The organism is Paraburkholderia mimosarum LMG 23256 = NBRC 106338 (genome assembly GCF_000739815.1).
In the GTDB taxonomy this organism is placed as follows: Bacteria; Pseudomonadota; Gammaproteobacteria; order Burkholderiales; family Burkholderiaceae; genus Paraburkholderia; species Paraburkholderia mimosarum.
Window position 1 is genome coordinate 113,862 of record NZ_BBJJ01000007.1, and the last position, 17,916, is coordinate 131,777.

Consider the following 17,916-nt stretch of genomic DNA (forward strand, 5'->3'; position numbering starts at 1 on the left):
CCCGATACGGGTACGCTCTCCCTCCGGAGCGGTTTCACGGAGCCGGCTTGTCGGGGAGGGTCACCTTGATCCTGGTGCCCCTTCCCGGCGAACTCGTGATTTCGATCTGGCCGCCCAGCATCTGAACACGCTCCTCCATTCCGGCTAGCCCGAACGACCTTTTTCTGGTCGCTTGCGGATCGAATCCCAAGCCATTGTCGAGCACTTCGAGCACGCAGGCGCCGTGCGTTTGTGTTAGCGCGATGATGACCTCACTAGCCTCTGCATGGCGCGCGACATTGGTCAGTGCCTCCTGGGCAACGCGAAACAGCACGATTGCCCGCTGCTCGTTCACAGCGATATTCTCGTCCTCCACGCGCAGCCGGCACACCGTGCGGTGACTGCGATTGAAGCCGGCTGCCAGCCATTCCAAAGCCGCAACGATACCCGTGTCCAGTGCCGCGGGGCGCAGCGACGCGATGACGCCCCGAACGACCTGCATGGTTTCGTCCACGAGTGTCGTCAGTGCGTCCGACTGTTCAACCAGTTCAAGGTTGTCCTTGCCAAGCCGCATGCGCAGCACGGATGCCTTCAGGCGAAGCGCAGTGAGATGTTGACCGAGTTCGTCATGCATTTCCCGAGCGATGTGTTTGCGTTCCTCCTCGCGGGCCGTCTCACGACGGGAAGTCAGTTCCCTGAGCATTTCATAGGACTCGCGCAGGCGAAGCTCCGCTTCCTTGCGCTCGGTCAGATCGACCACGAAGGCGACCCCTTCCTCGCCACTGACGTCGAACGCGGCCCGACCCACCAGAACAGGCACCCGGGTGCCGTCCTTCCTGACGTACTCTTTCTCAGCGGGCTGTGCGCGTCCGCTTTGCGCGATCTGTGCCAGCGCACGTTCGGCGTCTTCGCGCCATTCGGGTGGCGTCAGATCACGCCACCGTACGCGACCAGAAACAAGATCCTCGCGCTCGTAGCCTACCATTCGCAGAAATGCATCATTGGCCTCGAGAATATCGCCATCCGCATTCCACACGATGATGCCGATGATGTTCGCATCAACGAGACGCCGGATCCTGGCTTCACGCTTGGCCAGGTCGCGGTAGAGGCGGGTATTCTCCAGTGAAGTCGCAGCCTGTGAAGCGAGCAGCCGGAGCACCGCGATCCGGGACGGCGCGAATGCGCGGGTAGTCAGGTTGTTTTCGAGGTAGAGCGCACCAATGAGCTTGGCCTGGTTCATCAATGGCAGGCAAAGCATCGAGCGGATACGGTGCCGGTGGATGTAAGGATCCACGGCAAATGCGGGTGCCGCCAAAGCATCGTCGAGGATGACACTCTCGCCCGTGCGCAGTACATGGTAGAGCACCGACTCAGGCAGTAATGTCGCACTCACCGGCACGTCGCCCAACTTCACCTCGAGCGTTTCACCGCTCGTAGTGGCCTCTGCTGCGATTCTCAGTTCAACGCCTTCGGGAAGAATCAGCAAGCCGCGCTCGGCGCCCGCCTGCGCGATTGCCGTGCGCATGACCATGTCGATCAGCCTGTCCAGCACGATCTCGCCCGAGATCGACTGCGACACCTTGATCACGGTCGCCAGGTCGAGGTGTTCAACAGGCGCCCCGATCGTACTCGTTGGCGTGGGAGCGCGCTGTTCTTCCCTTAGATACGGATGCGTTTCCTGGAGTTGCCGCACCTTGCCGTCGGCGCCCCAACGTCGGTAGCCTTGTCGCGCGTCGTGCAGGTACACACGTGCAATCTTTTCAAAACCACGTGCCGTGTAAAAACGGTACGCAAGTTCGTTTGCGAGCGCCTCGTTTTGTACGAAGCCGCTTGTGCGTGCCGAATGAACAGCTTCGTCATAGAGGCGCATTGCTTCGATGTCGCGGCCCTTGAGGCGCGCTATCTCGGCGGCAACCAGTGCGGCGCAGTTCCCGAAATTCTCGGGGGAGGCCTGGCTTCGTAGTTGCAGGTACCGGTGGTGGGCTTCCACCGCTTCGAGAGACTTCTCCCGCTTGCGGTTGGAGACTGGACCGTCGCAGGCGGCTAACGACAGGGCGCTGTAGAAGTGATATTCCGTTTCCTCCAGATAAGACGCGGACGTCCACAGCAAGCCTTGTGCTCTCAACGCGGCGTCTACGGCGCCCGCGTAATCGCCGCAAAAGAAGCGCGCCTGCAGTTTGCGAATCCAGTACCAGCAATGGGCAATGACGAGGTCCGGATTCTCGAGGAAATGACGCTCGATCTGCTTCTCATCGAACTGCTCTTCGTCGAATGAGCCGAATGTGGGCGTCAGACCGCGCAGCGTTCGCACCAGGGCGAGCTGGGTCGCGCTGACGTCGACGGCGAACCCGAAACATGTCTTTTGCGCGAACATGAGGCTGGCCTCCGCCTCGCGTTGCACATCGGCAAGCGGATCGCCACCGATTAGCAGATTCGTCGTCATATGCGTATGGCAGTAGGCTTCGCAGACCAGGTCGCCAGTATCCGTGGCCGCATCGCGCGCGCGGCGCATCAGTTCCCGGCCTTCCCGCAGATGTCTGGCCATCGGCAAGATAACGTTGCCGAAATGCATATAGGCTCTTGCCCGGAACCGGATCAACCCGCGACGTTCGACAAGGTCGAAACCCAGTTTCCCGAACTGGAATGCGACGTCGTAGTGGCCGAAACGTGCGCCGGCCATCATGCCGAGGCGGATATAGGCCGACGCGGAACCATCGCAATTGCCGCGCTCCAGGCTGAGATTGACGGCTCTCGAGACCACCAGGGACCACAGATTGCCATCGGTAAACAACGCCGCCGGCATGACCTTGGTCAGGACGTCCATGGTTGCCAGCGATTGCGAATCGGTCATCAGCGGCAGGTCGATGAGCGAGTCGATGGTGCGGTTTCCAAGCTGGGCCCAGATTCGCCCGTATTCTTCCTGCGCTTTGTATTCGGCAGGATGGGGCGACCAGTCGAGGCCCACATGCCGGAGATAGTCGAGTGTGACCGCGACCGCGCGACTCGCCTGATCGAGCGTCATGTAGAGATCGACGCGCAGCGATGTGACATTCGCGCGTTCAGGCATGTTCGCGGCGTGACGCGAAAGCAGGTTCAATCGTTCTTCAGATGCCGATACCCTGCCGGTCAGGAATTCGCATTCGGCACGGTTCAGCTCCAAGGGGAAGAGCAGGTCCTGCCTGCGGGCCCAGCCTTCGTGCCCGACGAGCTCTGCGCCGATCGAAAGGTAGCTGAGCGCCGACTCATAGGCGGTCGCCGCTTTCGCGCGCAGGCCAGCGAGGAGATTGAAACCTGCCAGTTGTTCCCGTTCCTCCTGGGAACTCATCAGAGCTGAGCCACGGTTAAGCTGATTGACGATCTCGAAGATCGCCTCGTCCAGTTGCCCCGCCGGCGTCTGCGCTGCAAGCGTTCGCCCGATACGCAGATGAGCCTTGACTCGCGAGGATTCCGGAATCAGGGAATATGCAGCTTCCTGTACCCGGTCATGTGCGAATCGGTACGTGCCGCTCAAGTCCTGAACGAGTTCTCGACGGATTGCCGGCCGCATGACTGCGCGAACCTGCTGCTCCGGTAACTCCAGCACCTTCGAGAGCATCTCGATCCCCGCCGTATTGCCGAGGCAGGCGAACAGTTGCAGCGCACGCTGCGTCTCAGCGGGCAGGCGAGTGAGCTTTGCGATCATCAGGTCCGCCACATTGTCGGTGTAACCCTTGCCGTGAATGCGGTGAAGGTCCCACGTCCAGCGAACCGTCCTGTGATCGAAGGTGAGCAGGTTCTCGTCTGCGAGCGTGTGTAGAAACTGGATGACGAAGAAGGGGTTGCCACCCGTCTTCTCATGCACGAGTTGCGCGAGTGGATAGACAAATTCGGGCTCAACGTGAAGGGCATCTGCAGCCAGTTGCTTCACGTTTTCGCAGTCGAGCGGCCCAAGCGCGATTTCGTTGATCGCTACGCCCGCTCGCCTGATTGCCTGAAGCTTGCGCATGAGCGGATGGCATGGATCTACCTCGTTGCTGCGATAGGCGCCGACGAGCAACAGATGTTGCGGGTTCGGGTGGGTGAGGAGATCCTCGAGCAGGTCAAGCGTTGCGGCATCGAGCCATTGCAGATCATCGAGAAACAGCGCAAGCGGATGGTCGCTTTGGGCAAAGACACCCATGAAGCGCCGGAAGACCAGCTGGAATCGGCGCTGCGCCTGGTTCGGCTCGAGTTCCGGGACGGGCGGCTGATCGCCGATGATGAGTATGAGTTCGGGGATCAGGTCAGTCAGGAGGCGCGCGTTCGGCGCCAGCGCCTCCCTCAGAGCGTCGCGCCAGATCGCCAGTTCTGTTTCACGCTTGCCGAGAAGCGACCGGACCAGGCACTGAAACGCTTGCACCAGCGTTGAGTAGGGTATGTCGCGCTTATACTGGTCGAACTTGCCCGAAGCGAAAAGACCCCTGGGCGCAACAAGCACCTTGTGCAATTCGTTGACGACGGCGGACTTGCCAATACCGGAATACCCGGAAACCAGCACTAGCTCCGCCGTGGCGTTGCTGGCGACACGGCTGAATGCCGCGACCAGGGTTCCGACCTCGCGCTCCCGCCCATAGAGCGTCTCGGGAATCAGCAGTCGATCGGGCGTGTCGTGTCTGCCTGGCGGGAAGTCATCGATGCGGTGCTGGCGCCGCCATTCGGCAAGACAGTGACGCAGATCCCACTCGACGCCGGCTGCCGTCTGGTAGCGCTCCTCGGGTGTCTTGGCAAGCAGCATCATCACGAGTTCCGAGAGTGCTCGCGGAACCGTCTGTACCCGCGCGTTGGGCGGTACCGCCTTTCGGGCGACGTGACAGTGCACCCACTCCATGGGATCGGCGGCGGTGAACGGCAGCACGCCGGTCAGCATCTGATAGAGCACGACGCCGAATCCGTAGAGGTCACTGCGTGAATCGATCGACCGATTCATCCGTCCGGTCTGCTCGGGCGACATGTAGGCGAGGGTACCGGCGATGGTTTCGGGCGGCTCGGGCAGCTGACGCTCGCGCGGCAGCTGCGAGGCGATGCCGAAGCCGGTGAGCCGCACCTGGCCATCCATGCAGTTCACGAGGATATGCGCCGGCTTGAGATCCTTGTGGACCAGGCCGCACTGGTGGAGCTTTCCCAATGCTGCCGCGATGGCCACGGCGATGGCCAGGACGCTTCCCGTTTCCATCGGGGTGCCGATCTGCCGCTCGAGCAACTCGCCGCCAGGATCGTCGAACACGAGGACTGCGCGCCCGTCAGCGCGCACCAGTTCCGTTGGCACCACTGCCCAGGCACGGTCGAGTTGGTCCTTCAGCGCGAATTCGTGGGCGAGGCGATCGAGGGTGGCGGACGCAGGATATTCCTCAGCGCATTTCGCCATTAGAACAGTTTGACTGCCGCCCGGTGGCCGTGCGCGACAGAACATGCGCTCGCCGTCCTCCCACAACGTCTGGAGGCTACTATCCGAGCCGGAACCGTGCACAGCATTCATCTGCCTTGCTCCGCCCATCTGGCGGCTGTTTGTATTCTGCGGGAAGCGCTCCCCGCTTTTGCGTGTTGCAACTTTTCCCGGGGCGTTGCCGGTAACGGGCGGCATCTGCGCAGTCGATGCTGTAGCGGGCACCTGTCACGATACACCTTGCACGCTGCGATGAGACAGAGGCGTCTTTGAAGTTGGCGAGGTGAACCGGTGCGCCGTTCACAAGTTGACAGATCGCCGGCCAGGGGACGTGGATCTGCGTAGCGCTCGCGAATCGGCACTAACGTCCGTCCCGCCGGACATCTCTAATGAGCCAGAACCGGACATTTCAAAAAAGCCACTACAAAAAAATTTCGCTAATTTGTCTTATGTTAAATATGAAAAACGCAGCATCGGCACCACATATGGCCCATCCGATCTGCGGGACGCCAGCCTTCCCGCCGCCGCATACGTCACTTCGCCCGCACCACCGAATCGCGCATCGTGACGCTCACGGGAAAGGTGCGCTCGATCGGCCACTGCGTGCCGTAGCACTGGTTGATGAGCCAGCGCACGGCGTTACGGGTGAGCTCGGCGGTAGGAATGTGCACCGACGTCAGCGCGGGCGCCATGTAGGCCGCTGAATAATCGTCGTCGTAGCCGATCACAGAGACGTCCTCGGGCACGCGCAACCCGGCTTGTTGCAGGCGCGCAAGTGCGCTCATGGCCATCGTGTCGTTCGCGCAAAAGAGCCCGGTGAAGCGGTGCTTGCGCGCGAGGAGCGTACCGGCCGCCAGATAGCCGCCTTCCGGCGAAAAGTCCGAGACGATATGCGGCACCGTCTTGCGTTCGATGCCGTGGCGCGCGAGCTCCGCGAAAAAGCCGTGCAGGCGCGCCGCATTGTCCGATGACGTGGACGGCCCGCCGATTACCGCAAGCGCGCGATGACCATGCTCGATGAGCGTTCGGGCGGCCAGCTCGCCGCCGTGAAAATGGTCGGCGCAAAAGGATGCTTCGGGTAACTGATCGAACGAGCGGTTCAGGAAAGCCATCCGCGGGTGCATGGCGTGCAGCATCTGCAAATCGTCGTCATAGAGATCATGGCTGATGACCACCACGCCGTCGCAATCGCGGCCGATCAGAAAGCGCACCGCCTCGATGGCCTGCTCGCGCGGCGAAGCCTCCCCGCAACCCGTCGCGACCACCACGTGACGCCGCACGGCGCGCAACTGCGTATCGGTTTCCTTCAGGATCGTGCCGTAGTACGAGCCGAAAAAGGTGGGCACGAAAATGCCAATGATGCCGAGCTGTTTCGTGGCCATTGCCCGGCCGATCGACGATGGCCGGAAATTGAGTTGCTCAATTGCGGCCTGCACACGCGCGGCCGCATCCGCCGATACCGGACCGTTGCCCGATATCGCGCGCGAAGCTGTCGAAAGGCCCACGCCGGCTAGCGCTGCTACGTCTTTCAGGGTCGCCACGTTCCTGGTCTCTCTTTTGGTGCTGGTTGTGTCCATCAAATGCGTGCGCCCGTCTCTTCGTCAAACAGCGAAACATGCGCGCCGTCGAAGGAAAACGGCACGCCGGCTTCCCTCGCAAGCGGCGTTTTGCCCTGATCGATCGACGCGATCTGCGCGCCATGGTATTCGACCCACACCACACGATGATTGCCCATGGGTTCCACCAGCGTCAAGCGCCCTTCCCACGCCGCTTCGTCCGGGCGTACCGCGCCCACGTGCACGTCCTCCGGGCGCACACCCAGCACGCAGGCACGTGTCGGATCGGGCGTGCCCTTGAACGCGTACGCCGAGACATCGACGTCGACACCCTGCCCGCGAAAACGCAGGCGGCCTTCGGCGGCTTCGAGCCTTCCCTGCAGCAGGTTCATCGGCGGCGCGCCAAGAAAGGTCGCGACAAAGAGGTTCTCGGGGCGCGCGTACACTTCTGCCGGCGTGCCGAATTGCTGGATCGCCCCGCCCTTCATCACCGCCATGCGCGTGGCGAGCGTCATCGCTTCGACCTGGTCGTGCGTCACATAGATCATTGTCGCGCCCAACTGCTGGTGCAATTGCTTCAGCTCGCGGCGCAACTCGGTGCGCAGCTTGGCGTCGAGATTCGAAAGCGGTTCGTCGAACAGGAACACATCTGCCTCGCGCACGAGCGCACGCCCGATCGCGACGCGCTGGCGCTGCCCACCGGATAGCTGCGCCGGTTTGCGCGAGAGCAGCGGCCCGAGCTGCAGCATTTCGGCGGCGCGCTTCACGCGGCGGTCGATCTCCGCTTTCGGCGTGCCATTGATACGGAGTGCGAACGAGAGATTGCGCTCCACGTTCATCGTCGGATACAGCGCATACGACTGGAATACGAGCGCCACGCCGCGGTCTTTCGGGTCGGCCCATGTCATGTCCTCGCCGCCGATCTCGATGCTGCCGTCGGTCACGTCGACGAGGCCCGCTATGCTGTGAAGCAACGTCGATTTTCCGCATCCCGAAGGCCCGAGCAGCACGACGAATTCGCCCGCGCGCACATCGAGATCGAGTTCATCGATGACAGTGTTCGCGCCGAGTTCGATCCGCAGGTTGCGTACGCAAACATTCGTGAGATTGCCCATGCCCTGCTCCTAGCCCTTCACCGCGCCCGACGCGATGCCGCGCACGAACCAGCGTCCCGAGATGAAATAGATCGCGAGCGGCACGGCCGACGTGAGAATCGTCGCGGCCATGTTGACGTTGTAGATGCGCTCGCCCGTCGTGGTGTTGATGATGTTGTTGAGCTGCACCGTCATCGGCAGATTTTTCGTGCCCGCGAACACGAGGCCGAGGATGTAGTCGTTCCAGATGCCGGTGACCTGCATGATGATGGCCACGACGATGATGGGCACCGACATCGGCAGCATGAGCTGCGTGAAGATGCGCCAGAAGCCGCCGCCGTCGATGCGCGCCGCCTTGAAGAGCTCCTGCGGCAATGACGCGTAGTAGTTGCGAAACAGCAGCGTCATGACCGGCATGCCGAAGATCGTATGGATCACGACGATGCCGGCGAGCGAACTGAAGAGATGCACGAAAGCCAGTACGCGCACGAGCGGGTACACCATGACCTGCACGGGAATGAACGCGCCTGCGAGCAGGATGCCGAACAGCACCCCCGCGCCCCGCGGCCGCCAGAACGACAGCGCATAGCCGTTCACCGCACCCACGGCGATAGAAAAGAACGTGCTTGGCACGACGATGCGCACCGAATTCCAGAAGCCTACGCGAATGCCGCCGCAATCGAGGCCCGTGCACGCGGAGGACCACGCATCGCGCCACGGGGCAAGTGTGAAGTGCACCGGCAGCGCGAGCAGATGGCCGAGACGGATTTCGTCCATCGGCTTTACCGAGGTCACGAGCATCACATAGAGCGGCAGCAGGAAAAACAGCGCTGCCGTGAAGAGAAACGCGTAGACGCCGAGTCGCGCCGGCGTGACGCGGCTGCGGGGCTTGCGCCCTCTCCGCGCGCGCACCGCCGCTGCAGGCGCGGTGCCCCGGGGATCGGCCAGCGGTGTGCTCATGCGCGGTCTCCTTTGAGCGCCGTGCGGCTGCGCGCGTAGAAGAACGGCGCAAGGATCGCGAGCACGGTGGCGAGCAGTACGATTGACGCCGCCGAAGCGAGCCCGATGTTCGCGCGATTGAACAGATAGTCCATGATGAACTTGGCAGGCACCTCGCTCGCCGTGCCCGGGCCGCCCTGCGTCATCGCGACCACGGCGTCGTAGAGTTTCACCACCATCACGAACAGCAGCACGAACGCGGTGGAAAGCGAGGTCTTGAGCATCGGCACGACGATGCTCGCGTAGACACGCCAGCGCGGGATGCCGTCGAGGCGCGCCGCTTTCCAGATCTCGTCGTCGATGCCGCGCAAGCCCGCGAGCATCAGCGCCATGACGAGACCCGATGCCTGCCACACCGTGGCGATCACGAGCGTATAGATCGCAAAACGCTGCGTGACGATCCAGTCGAACCTCGCGTGCTCGAATCCCAGCTGCCGCAGCACGGCCTGGACGCCGAGTTCGGGATTGAGGATCCACTGCCAGACGAGCCCCGTTGCGACGAACGACATCGCATACGGATAAAGAAACACGGTGCGCAGCGCGCCCTCCGCCGCCACGCGCTGGTCGATGAAGATCGCGAGCAGAAGCCCGATCACGAGGCACGCCGCGATGAAGCATGCGCCGTAGATGGCGAGATTCTGCAGCGACAGGATCCAGCGGTCGTTCTGGAAGAGCCGCACGTACTGCGTCACACCCGCGAAGGTGTTGGACGGCAGCGAGCGAGAGAGGCTGAGCGACACGCGCGCCGTCCACAGCATGGTCCCGAGATACGCGAAGAGCACGGTCGCCGCCATCGGCGCGAGCGCGACCCAGGCGGCGAGCGAAAGGCGCCGGCGCGCGGGGCGCCCGCTACGCGTTTGCCCCGCCTGGCGCCTGGCCGGATGCACCCTGGCGGCGTACATAATCGGGCTCAGCTCTTGATTGCAGTGGCAAAGGCCTTCTGCGCGTCGTCGGCAGACTGGCTCTTGTTCCAGAAGTTCGTGATCACATCCTGGAGCGCGCCCTGGACATCGGGCGGAATCAGCATTTCCGGATTCGGCAGTTGCCGCGACTTGTCCTTCATGAGCGCCATGCCCTCCTTCGCACAAATGTCGAAGCCCGACGTGTCCACGTCCGGACGGATCGGGATCGAGCCCTTGCGCTGGTTGAACGCGACCTGCGCGGGGGGCGACGTCATCACCGTGGCGAGCAGTTGCTGCGCCTTCACCTGCTCCGCGTTGTCGGTCTTCGGGAACACGAACACGTCGCCGGCGATCATGTAGGGAGACTTCGGAAAACCGGGGAAGCATCCGAAGTCCTTGCCGGCTACCTGGTTCGCAGCCGAAAACTCGCCCTTGGCCCAGTCGCCCATGATCTGCATACCCGCCTTGCCCGAAATCACGAGCGCCGTGGCATCGTTCCAGTTGCGGCCGGGCGAACCCGCATCCACGTAATTATGCAACCGCTTGAAGGTCGTGAGGACGTTGCGGAACGCGGGCGAATTCACGGCGTTCGCGTCGCGGTCGCGGTAGACCTTCATGTAGAGATCGCGATCCATGTCGGCGAAGATCGCGTCGAAAGTGATTTTCTCCTGCCATGCCTGGCCGCCCAGCGCGAGCGGAATCAGGCCGGCCGCCTTGAGCCTGTCGAGATCCGCGAACAGTTCGTCGAAATTCTGCGGTTCGCCCTTGATCCCGGCCTTCGCGAATGCCGGCTTCGAATAGAAGAACCAGTCCTGCATGTGAATATTCACGGGCGCCGCATAGTAATGCCCTTTGACCTTGATCGCCGTGAGAATCGATTCGGGAAACGTGCCGCTCCAGTTCTCCTTCGTTGCGACCGCATCGACATTGTTCAGGAGTCCCTGGTCGATGAGATCGTGAAACTGCTTCGACGTGTTGAACTGCGCAGCGGTGGGCGGATCGCCGCCCACGATGCGGTTGATCGCCGTTGCGCGCGCCTGGTCCGCACCGGCGATCGCGTTGTCCACCCATTTGCCACCCGCCTGATCGTAGGCGAGCGCGAACTGCTTGATCGCGGCCGACTCGCCGCCCGACGTCCACCAGTGAATCACGTTGGCCTTCAGCGGCTCCGCGGCCTCTGCCGCGAGTGCGCCGGCCAGCGCGAGAGCGGCCACGATGCCGCGCAGAACGGGTGCATTGTGCTTCATTGCGTCTCCTGTCGGTCCGGAGCGGGTGCTTCAGCACGTACGCCTGCCCCATGCAGGGCTGCGGTTGCTCCGGGTTGGGCTGCAAAGCTCCTGGTCTGGATGTTCCGCGGCCACGGCACGTCAGGCGGCATGCCCACGAGCGTCGCATGCCGTGCAGTGGTTGTCACGCTAGTTGTTGCCCTTCCCTCGTCAAACGTCCTGCAATCCCTTCACGCACCATCGAGCGCGCGCCGCTGCGCGATGAATTGGGCGATGAGTTCCGCGCTGCGCTTGGGCGTGCGAACCTGCGTGTCGTAATCGACGTGCACGACGCCAAAGCGTCGTTCATAGCCGAAGGCCCATTCGAAATTGTCGAGCAGCGACCAGACGAAGTATCCGCGCACGTCGATGCCGGCCTTGATCGCCGTATCCACCGCCGCGAGATGGCGCTTGAGGAACGAGATGCGCTGCGTATCGTTCACGTGGCCGTCAATCACGCGGTCGTCCGAAGCCATGCCGTTCTCCGTGATGTAGATGGGCGGCAGGTTGTCATACGTGCGGCCAAAGCCGGTCAGCAGGTCGCTCAGTCCGTCGGGATAGACCTCCCACCCCATCTGCGTGCGCTCGACATTCTTCAGCGGCACCTCGACGAAGCCGTGCGCACCGTCGCTCTTCACGTTGGTGCGGAAGTAGTAGTTGATGCCGAGGAAATCGAGCGGGGCCGCGATCGTCTCCATATCGCCTTCGAGCACGAGCGGCTCGGTGCCCGGCCACAGCTCGAATAGTTCTGCCGGATACGCGCCCTTGAGCAGCGGATCGAGAATCCATGCGTTGTGCTGCACCTCGAAACGGCGCGCGGCGCGCACATCTTCCGGCGATGACGAGTCGGGCGTGCCACGCCCCACGTTCGCCACGATGCCCTTGGTCGAGCCCGGATCGTTCGCGCGCAGCACAGCGGTCGCGAGGCCGTGCCCGAGCAGGAGATGGTGCATGGCCTGAGTGGCATAACGGGCGTTGGCGAGCCCCGGCGCATGATGGCCGTTGCCATAACCGAGGTAAGCCGAGCACCACGGCTCGTTGAGCGTCATCCACGCGTCGACGAGGCCGGACAGCTCACGGCTCATGAGGTCGGCGTAGTCGGCGAAGCGATACGCAGTGTCGCGGTTGAGCCAGCCACCGCGGTCCTCCAGGTGCTGCGGCAAGTCCCAGTGGTAGAGCGTGGCAAAGGTGCGCACGCCCTTTTCCCTCAGGCGCTCCAGGAGACGCTTGTAGAACGCGACGCCTTTCGCATTGGGCCGCCCCGCTTCGTCCATCACGCGCGGCCACGCGATCGAAAAGCGGTACGCCTCGAAGTTCAGGCTCTCGAGCAGATCGAGATCGGCCTCCCATCGGTGGTAGTGATCACATGCCACGGCGCCGGTGTCGCCCGCGAGCACCTTGCCCGGAGTGGCGCTGAAGGTGTCCCAGATCGACGGCAGGCGCCCGTCTTCGTGGATGGCGCCCTCGATCTGATACGAGGCTGTAGCCGCGCCGAGGAGGAAGTCGCTGCGCCACAACGCCGAACTGGCAGATGGAGTGAATGGATCGTCGGCGGTTGCAGCGGTCGTATGCGGCACAGCAGCGGTATCCTGGATCACGGAGCCTCCTGCGCATGAAACACCGGCTGCACTTCCTCAGCGCTGCCGGATCGGGTTCGAGTGGAAGCGCTTCCACAGCGCTTGAACGCACGATAGCAGCGCCGAATTCCAACGGACAATCGGGGTTTTTATGGACGCTGGTATGTAGTTTCTTCACGTCACGCGCCGACTACGGCGCGTATTGATCCCTAGCTTTGCGCATGTCTTTCAGACATCCGAGCGTGATCCGAGATCTGGGCGCACTGCCGCGAGCGCTTCGTGCAGGGTCGGGAAGATATTTGCGCGACCGATGACGGGCGTGATGCCGTGCCGGTCCATGTCCGAGAGCAGGTAGCGATTCACGCGCCCGAAAATCACCTTCACGCCCCGCTCCGTGAGGTCCGCGCAAAGGTCGATTACGGCGCGTCCCGCGGAATAATCGAGATCGGTAATCGCCGCCGCGTCCACGAGCAAGCAATGGACGGGGGACGGCGCGCGCTCGATCAACATGCGCAGCTCGTCGACGAACAGATGGTCGTTCGCATAAAACAGGTCCGCGCCGAAGCGATAGACGATCAGCCCCGGCGCCGTGAGCTGCCCTGCTCGTGCGGGCTCGGGCAGCCAGTGGCCCTCCTCGTTCGGCACGAGCACCATGGTGTGCGGCCGGTAGCTGTGGCGCACGTGACGCAGCAGCGAAAGCGCAATCGCGATCAGGATGCCGTTCTCGACGCCGATCACGACAACGGCAATCGCCGTTGTCACCGCGAGCCAGAATTCACCGGGGCTTTCGCGTCGAATGTCGATCAACTGCCGGATGTTCACGAGCCCCACGGCAATCGTGAAGACGATCGCGGCCAGCACGCAGTGCGGCAGATATTGCAGCAGTCGGCCGAAGAAGAGCAGCACGACCACCACCACTGCCGCGAACACGAGTTGTGCGAACTGGCTGCGCGCGCCGGCCTGGTCGGCCATCGCGGTTTGCGTGAGGCTGCCGTTCACGACGAAGGCGCCGCTGATCGACGCCGCCGCGTTCGCCGCGGCAAGGCCGAGGAGATTGGCGTCCTCGTCGGTGCGCTCGCCGTAGCGCTCGGCGAACGCGCGGCTCGTTGCGGCGCTCTGCGCAACGATGATGACGAAGCATGCCGCTGCCACCTGCAACAGGTCGATCATCTGAAACCAGTCCACGGCGGGAAAGCTCACGCGAGGCAAGCCGCCTTCCACCGGGCCGATTACTGCAATGCCATGACCCGCGAAGTTCAGCGCGGCGCTCGCGGCGATGCTGCCCGCCACCGCGACGAGCGGCACCGGCCAGCGCGGCCGAACCTTCTTGAAGATCAGAATGATGGCGACGACGGCTGCGGCGATGGCGAGCGTCGGCCAGTGGATGGCGGGCAACTGCGTGACGATCTGCTTGATCTGCAAGACAGTGCGGCGCGAATTGACGGTGATGCCGAGCATGTCGCCGAACATCGCCACGCCCACCTGTACGCCCACGCCTGTGAGGAAACCCGCGAGCACGGTGCGCGAGAGAAAGTCTGCGAGAAAGCCCAGCCGAAAGGCGCGGGCGATCACCAGCATCACGGCGGTGAGCAAGGCGGTCATGCCGGCGAGCGCAACATACTCTGCGCTCGAAGGCACCGCCATGGTCGAGAGACGGCTCGCGAAAATGGTGGCCGTAGCCGAGTCGGCGGCGACCACGAGATGGCGCGACGCGCCGAAGAGTGCAAACGCAACGAGTGGCAGGAAGCCCGTGTAAAGGCCTGTGACAGCAGGCATCCCCGCGATACGTGCGTAGCCAAGCAGTTGCGGGACATTCATCGATGCGAGTTGCACACCTGCCAACGCATCGCGCAACGCCGAGGCGCGCGTGAGCGGCCGCACCCCGCGAAAGAATTCAAATGCCATACCCCATCCTTTTGAGATCCGCCTCTGCGTGAGGTTCTTGGTCAAAGGTTCACAGGCGCAGTATCTTAGCGCGCGGGGGCGTTCCGGCACACGGTCGATTGCAACGTCGATGGACGTGCATTAAAGAAAGAGGCCAGCCCGCAGGCTGGCCTCGTGTTTGCCAGGCTCGATCGTACGGCAATGGGACAACAACGCTAGCCGTTATAACCGCACCGGCGGCGGCATATAGCGGCATTCATAGCGCTTCCTCACAGTGCCGTTCTCATCCACGCTTTCGAGGAACACGTCGAACTGCCACAGGCGCGCCATGTGGCGCAGCACTTCGTCAGTGTCGCCCGACAGGTGGCGGTTGTCGCTCATGAAGTGGCGCAATGTGAGGCTGCGATCGCCGCGCGTGTTCACCGACCACACCTGGATGTTCGGTTCGCGGTGATGCATGTCGTACTGCCTCGAAAGCGCCTGCCGCACGTACTGGTAGCCGCTTTCGTCGTGGATGGCAGACACTTCGAGCGCGTCGCGCATGTCGTCGTCGAGCACGGAGAAGAGCCGCATTTCGCGGATCAGATGCGGCGACAAATATTGCGCGATAAAGCTCTCGTCCTTGAAGTTGCGCATCGCGTAGTGCAGTGCCTTGAGCCACGGACTGCCGGCCAGTTCGGGGAACCACTTGCGGTCCTCTTCCGTGGGGTTCTCGCAAATGCGACGGATGTCGCTCATCATCGAGAACCCGAGCGCATAAGGATTGATGCCGCTGTAATACGGCTTCGTCACTGGCGGCTGGTAGATCACGTTGCTGTGCGAATGCAGGAACTCCATCATGAAGCCGTCTTCGAGTTTGCCCTGCGTATAGAGCGTGTTGAGCAGCGTGTAATGCCAGAACGTCGCCCAGCCTTCGTTCATGACCTGGGTTTGCCGCTGCGGGTAGAAGTACTGCCCGATCTTGCGCACGATGCGAATCACCTCGCGCTCCCAGGGCTCCAGCAGCGGCGAGTTCTTTTCGGCGAAATACAACAGGTTTTCCTGCGGCTCGGGGGGGAAGCGCTCGTCCACTTCCTCGGTAATGGGCATCTGCTGCTTGGGCAGCGTGCGCCACAGTTCATTGACCTGGGACTGCAGATAAGCCTCGCGTTCGCGGCGCAGCGCCGCCTCGCGTTCGAGCGAGAGCTTTTGCGGCCGCTTGTAGCGGTCCACGCCGTAGTTCATGAGCGCGTGGCACGAGTCGAGCAACTCTTCCACGCGGTCGAGACCATAACGCTCCTCGCATTCGGCGATGTAGTTCTTGGCGTAGACGAGGTAATCGATGATGGCGTGCGCATCCGTCCATAAACGGAACAGATAGTTGCCCTTGAAGAACGAGTTGTGCCCGTACGCGGCGTGCGCAATCACGAGCGCCTGCATCGTCATGGTGTTCTCTTCCATGAGGTAGGCAATGCAGGGATTCGAGTTGATGACGATTTCGTAGGCGAGACCCATCTGGCCGCGGCGGTAGCTCTTCTCGGTCGAGAGAAAATGCTTCCCGAACGACCAGTGCCGATAGTTCACAGGCATGCCGACGGACGCGTAGGCGTCCATCATCTGCTCGGCGCTGATCAGTTCGAGCTGAATGGGGTACACATCAAGTTCATATTGCTCTGCAACATGGGAGATGTGTGTGTCGTACTCCTCGATGAGTTCGAAGGTCCAGTCGGATGGGCACGGCAACGGCCGTCGGTCGGCTACGTTCATTTGCACTTCCCTTTGCTGGGCGAGCCCATGCTCCTTGTGGCGAGCAGCCTCGGCGGCTAGGTCGGGCGCTTCGGCGTCTTCGCGAGGGTCGAGCTTGCGCTCCTCGTCGCGTTCGCCATGATGCCCTTTTGCGTGGCCGCTCGTCTTCCGGCGCTCTGGCTGGTAGCCGCGCGCCTCATTGTGCAGGTGGCGTGTCGTCATGAATGCTCCACCTGTTTTTCAAACAGCTCCCGGAATACCGGATAGATGTCGGCCGCGGTGTCGACTTTCTTCATCGCCAGATGCGGTTCGGTCAGTGCGAGCTGCGCATATTCGAGCCAGAGGTTCTGCTCCTCCGGCGTCACCTGAATATACGCAAAATAGCGCACCTGCGGCAGGATGTCATCCGCGAGGATCTTGCGGCACTTGGGTGAATCGTCAGTCCAATTGTCGCCGTCCGAAGCCTGAGCGCCGTAGATGTTCCAGTCGCTTGGCGAATAACGGTCCTCGATCACTTTTTTCATCAGCTCCAGTGCACTCGACACGACCGTGCCGCCGCTTTCGGTGGAATGAAAGAAAGTGTCCTCGTCCACTTCCTCGGCGCGCGTATGGTGGCGAATGAACACCACCTCGATCTTTTCGTAATTGCGCTTGAGGAACAGGTAAAGGAGGATGAAGAAGCGCTTGGAAAGATCCTTGCGTTGCTCGTCCATTGAGCCCGACACGTCCATCAGGCAGAACATCACGGCCTGGCTGGACGGTTGCGGCTGCTTCACCCGATTCACGTAACGCAGATCGAACGGATCGATGAACGGAATGCGCCAGATGCGCCCGCGCAGGTGATGAATCTGCTCTTCGAGCCGCGCGATTTCTTCGCGCCTGTCCGCCGGGTCGGTCTTGAGCGCTTCGAGCTGCTCTTCCAGTTCGTGCAGTTCGTTGACGAGCGGGGCACCGAGCGCGATGCGCCGACCCAGCGCGCTGCGCAAAGACCGTACGACGTCGATGTTGTTGGGCGTGCCCTCGGCCGCCCATCCCGCGCGGATGTTCTTCCACGTGGGCACGGCCATGAGATGGGTTTTGACGAGGCGCGGCAGTTCGAGGTCGTCGAAGAAGTACTGCATGAATTCTTCGCGCGAAAGTTCGAACACGAAGTCGTCCTGACCTTCGCCCTCGTTGCTCGCCTGGCTGCCGCCACCGCCCCCGCCGCCCTGCGGCCGGGGAATGCGGTCGCCGCGTATGTAGTCCTCGTTGCCGGGATGAACCATCTCGCGCCTGCCGCCGGGACCGTGCCGGAACGAGGGCTCGGCGATGTCCTTGCGTGGAATGGTGATGCTCTGGTTGTTCTGTATGTCCTTGATGCTGCGGTCACGCACGGCTTCCGAGACGGCGTGACGAATATAGTTCTTCACACGGCGCAAAAAGCGCTCGCGATTCGCAATGCTCTTGTTCTTGCCGGCCAGCCTGCGGTCGATGATTTGATGAAGCACATCCAGTCTCCCGCTCGAGTTTCGAATGGGCGAGGTGCGCAGTGTTC

Annotated in this window: 10 protein-coding genes; all 10 read right to left on the reverse strand. The window is 62.4% G+C overall.

Annotation, left to right across the window (positions count from 1 at the left end; all coding sequences use genetic code 11):
* Window positions 1-34: 34 nt before the first annotated feature.
* Window positions 35-5,473 carry an AAA family ATPase gene (locus BMI01S_RS08150; protein ID WP_028231287.1) on the reverse strand — a complete coding sequence of 1,813 codons (5,439 nt, stop codon included), beginning with the start codon at window positions 5,471-5,473 and terminating at the stop codon, window positions 35-37.
* A 440-nt stretch (window positions 5,474-5,913) separates the two neighbouring features.
* Window positions 5,914-6,921: a LacI family DNA-binding transcriptional regulator gene (locus BMI01S_RS08155; RefSeq protein WP_028231286.1), complete on the reverse strand. Its 1,008-nt coding sequence runs from the start codon at window positions 6,919-6,921 to the stop codon at window positions 5,914-5,916.
* Window positions 6,922-6,956: 35 nt separating this feature from the next.
* Complete coding sequence (locus tag BMI01S_RS08160; protein ID WP_028211528.1) at window positions 6,957-8,051, reverse strand: ABC transporter ATP-binding protein; 1,095 nt, start codon at window positions 8,049-8,051, stop codon at window positions 6,957-6,959.
* Between the two features lie 9 nt (window positions 8,052-8,060).
* Window positions 8,061-8,990, reverse strand: coding sequence for a carbohydrate ABC transporter permease (locus tag BMI01S_RS08165; RefSeq protein ID WP_028211527.1), 930 nt, complete (start codon window positions 8,988-8,990; stop codon window positions 8,061-8,063).
* Window positions 8,987-9,931 carry a carbohydrate ABC transporter permease gene (locus BMI01S_RS08170; RefSeq protein WP_028211526.1) on the reverse strand — a complete coding sequence of 315 codons (945 nt, stop codon included), beginning with the start codon at window positions 9,929-9,931 and terminating at the stop codon, window positions 8,987-8,989. The genes BMI01S_RS08165 and BMI01S_RS08170 overlap by 4 nt, the downstream gene beginning before the upstream one ends.
* A gap of 8 nt (window positions 9,932-9,939) precedes the next feature.
* Window positions 9,940-11,178 carry an ABC transporter substrate-binding protein gene (locus BMI01S_RS08175; protein WP_028211525.1) on the reverse strand — a complete coding sequence of 413 codons (1,239 nt, stop codon included), beginning with the start codon at window positions 11,176-11,178 and terminating at the stop codon, window positions 9,940-9,942.
* Between the two features lie 209 nt (window positions 11,179-11,387).
* Entirely contained in the window at window positions 11,388-12,791 is a 1,404-nt protein-coding gene (locus BMI01S_RS08180; RefSeq protein WP_174480075.1) for a GH1 family beta-glucosidase, read from the reverse strand.
* A 210-nt stretch (window positions 12,792-13,001) separates the two neighbouring features.
* Window positions 13,002-14,678, reverse strand: coding sequence for a SulP family inorganic anion transporter (locus BMI01S_RS08185; protein ID WP_028231285.1), 1,677 nt, complete (start codon window positions 14,676-14,678; stop codon window positions 13,002-13,004).
* A gap of 201 nt (window positions 14,679-14,879) precedes the next feature.
* The gene (locus BMI01S_RS08190; RefSeq protein WP_028211522.1) at window positions 14,880-16,604 is read right to left on the reverse strand and encodes a SpoVR family protein; all 1,725 of its coding nucleotides are present in this window, start codon (window positions 16,602-16,604) and stop codon (window positions 14,880-14,882) included.
* A complete protein-coding gene (locus tag BMI01S_RS08195; RefSeq protein WP_028211521.1) occupies window positions 16,601-17,869 on the reverse strand; it encodes a YeaH/YhbH family protein in 1,269 nt (422 codons plus the stop codon). The genes BMI01S_RS08190 and BMI01S_RS08195 overlap by 4 nt, the downstream gene beginning before the upstream one ends.
* Window positions 17,870-17,916 lie beyond the last annotated feature (47 nt).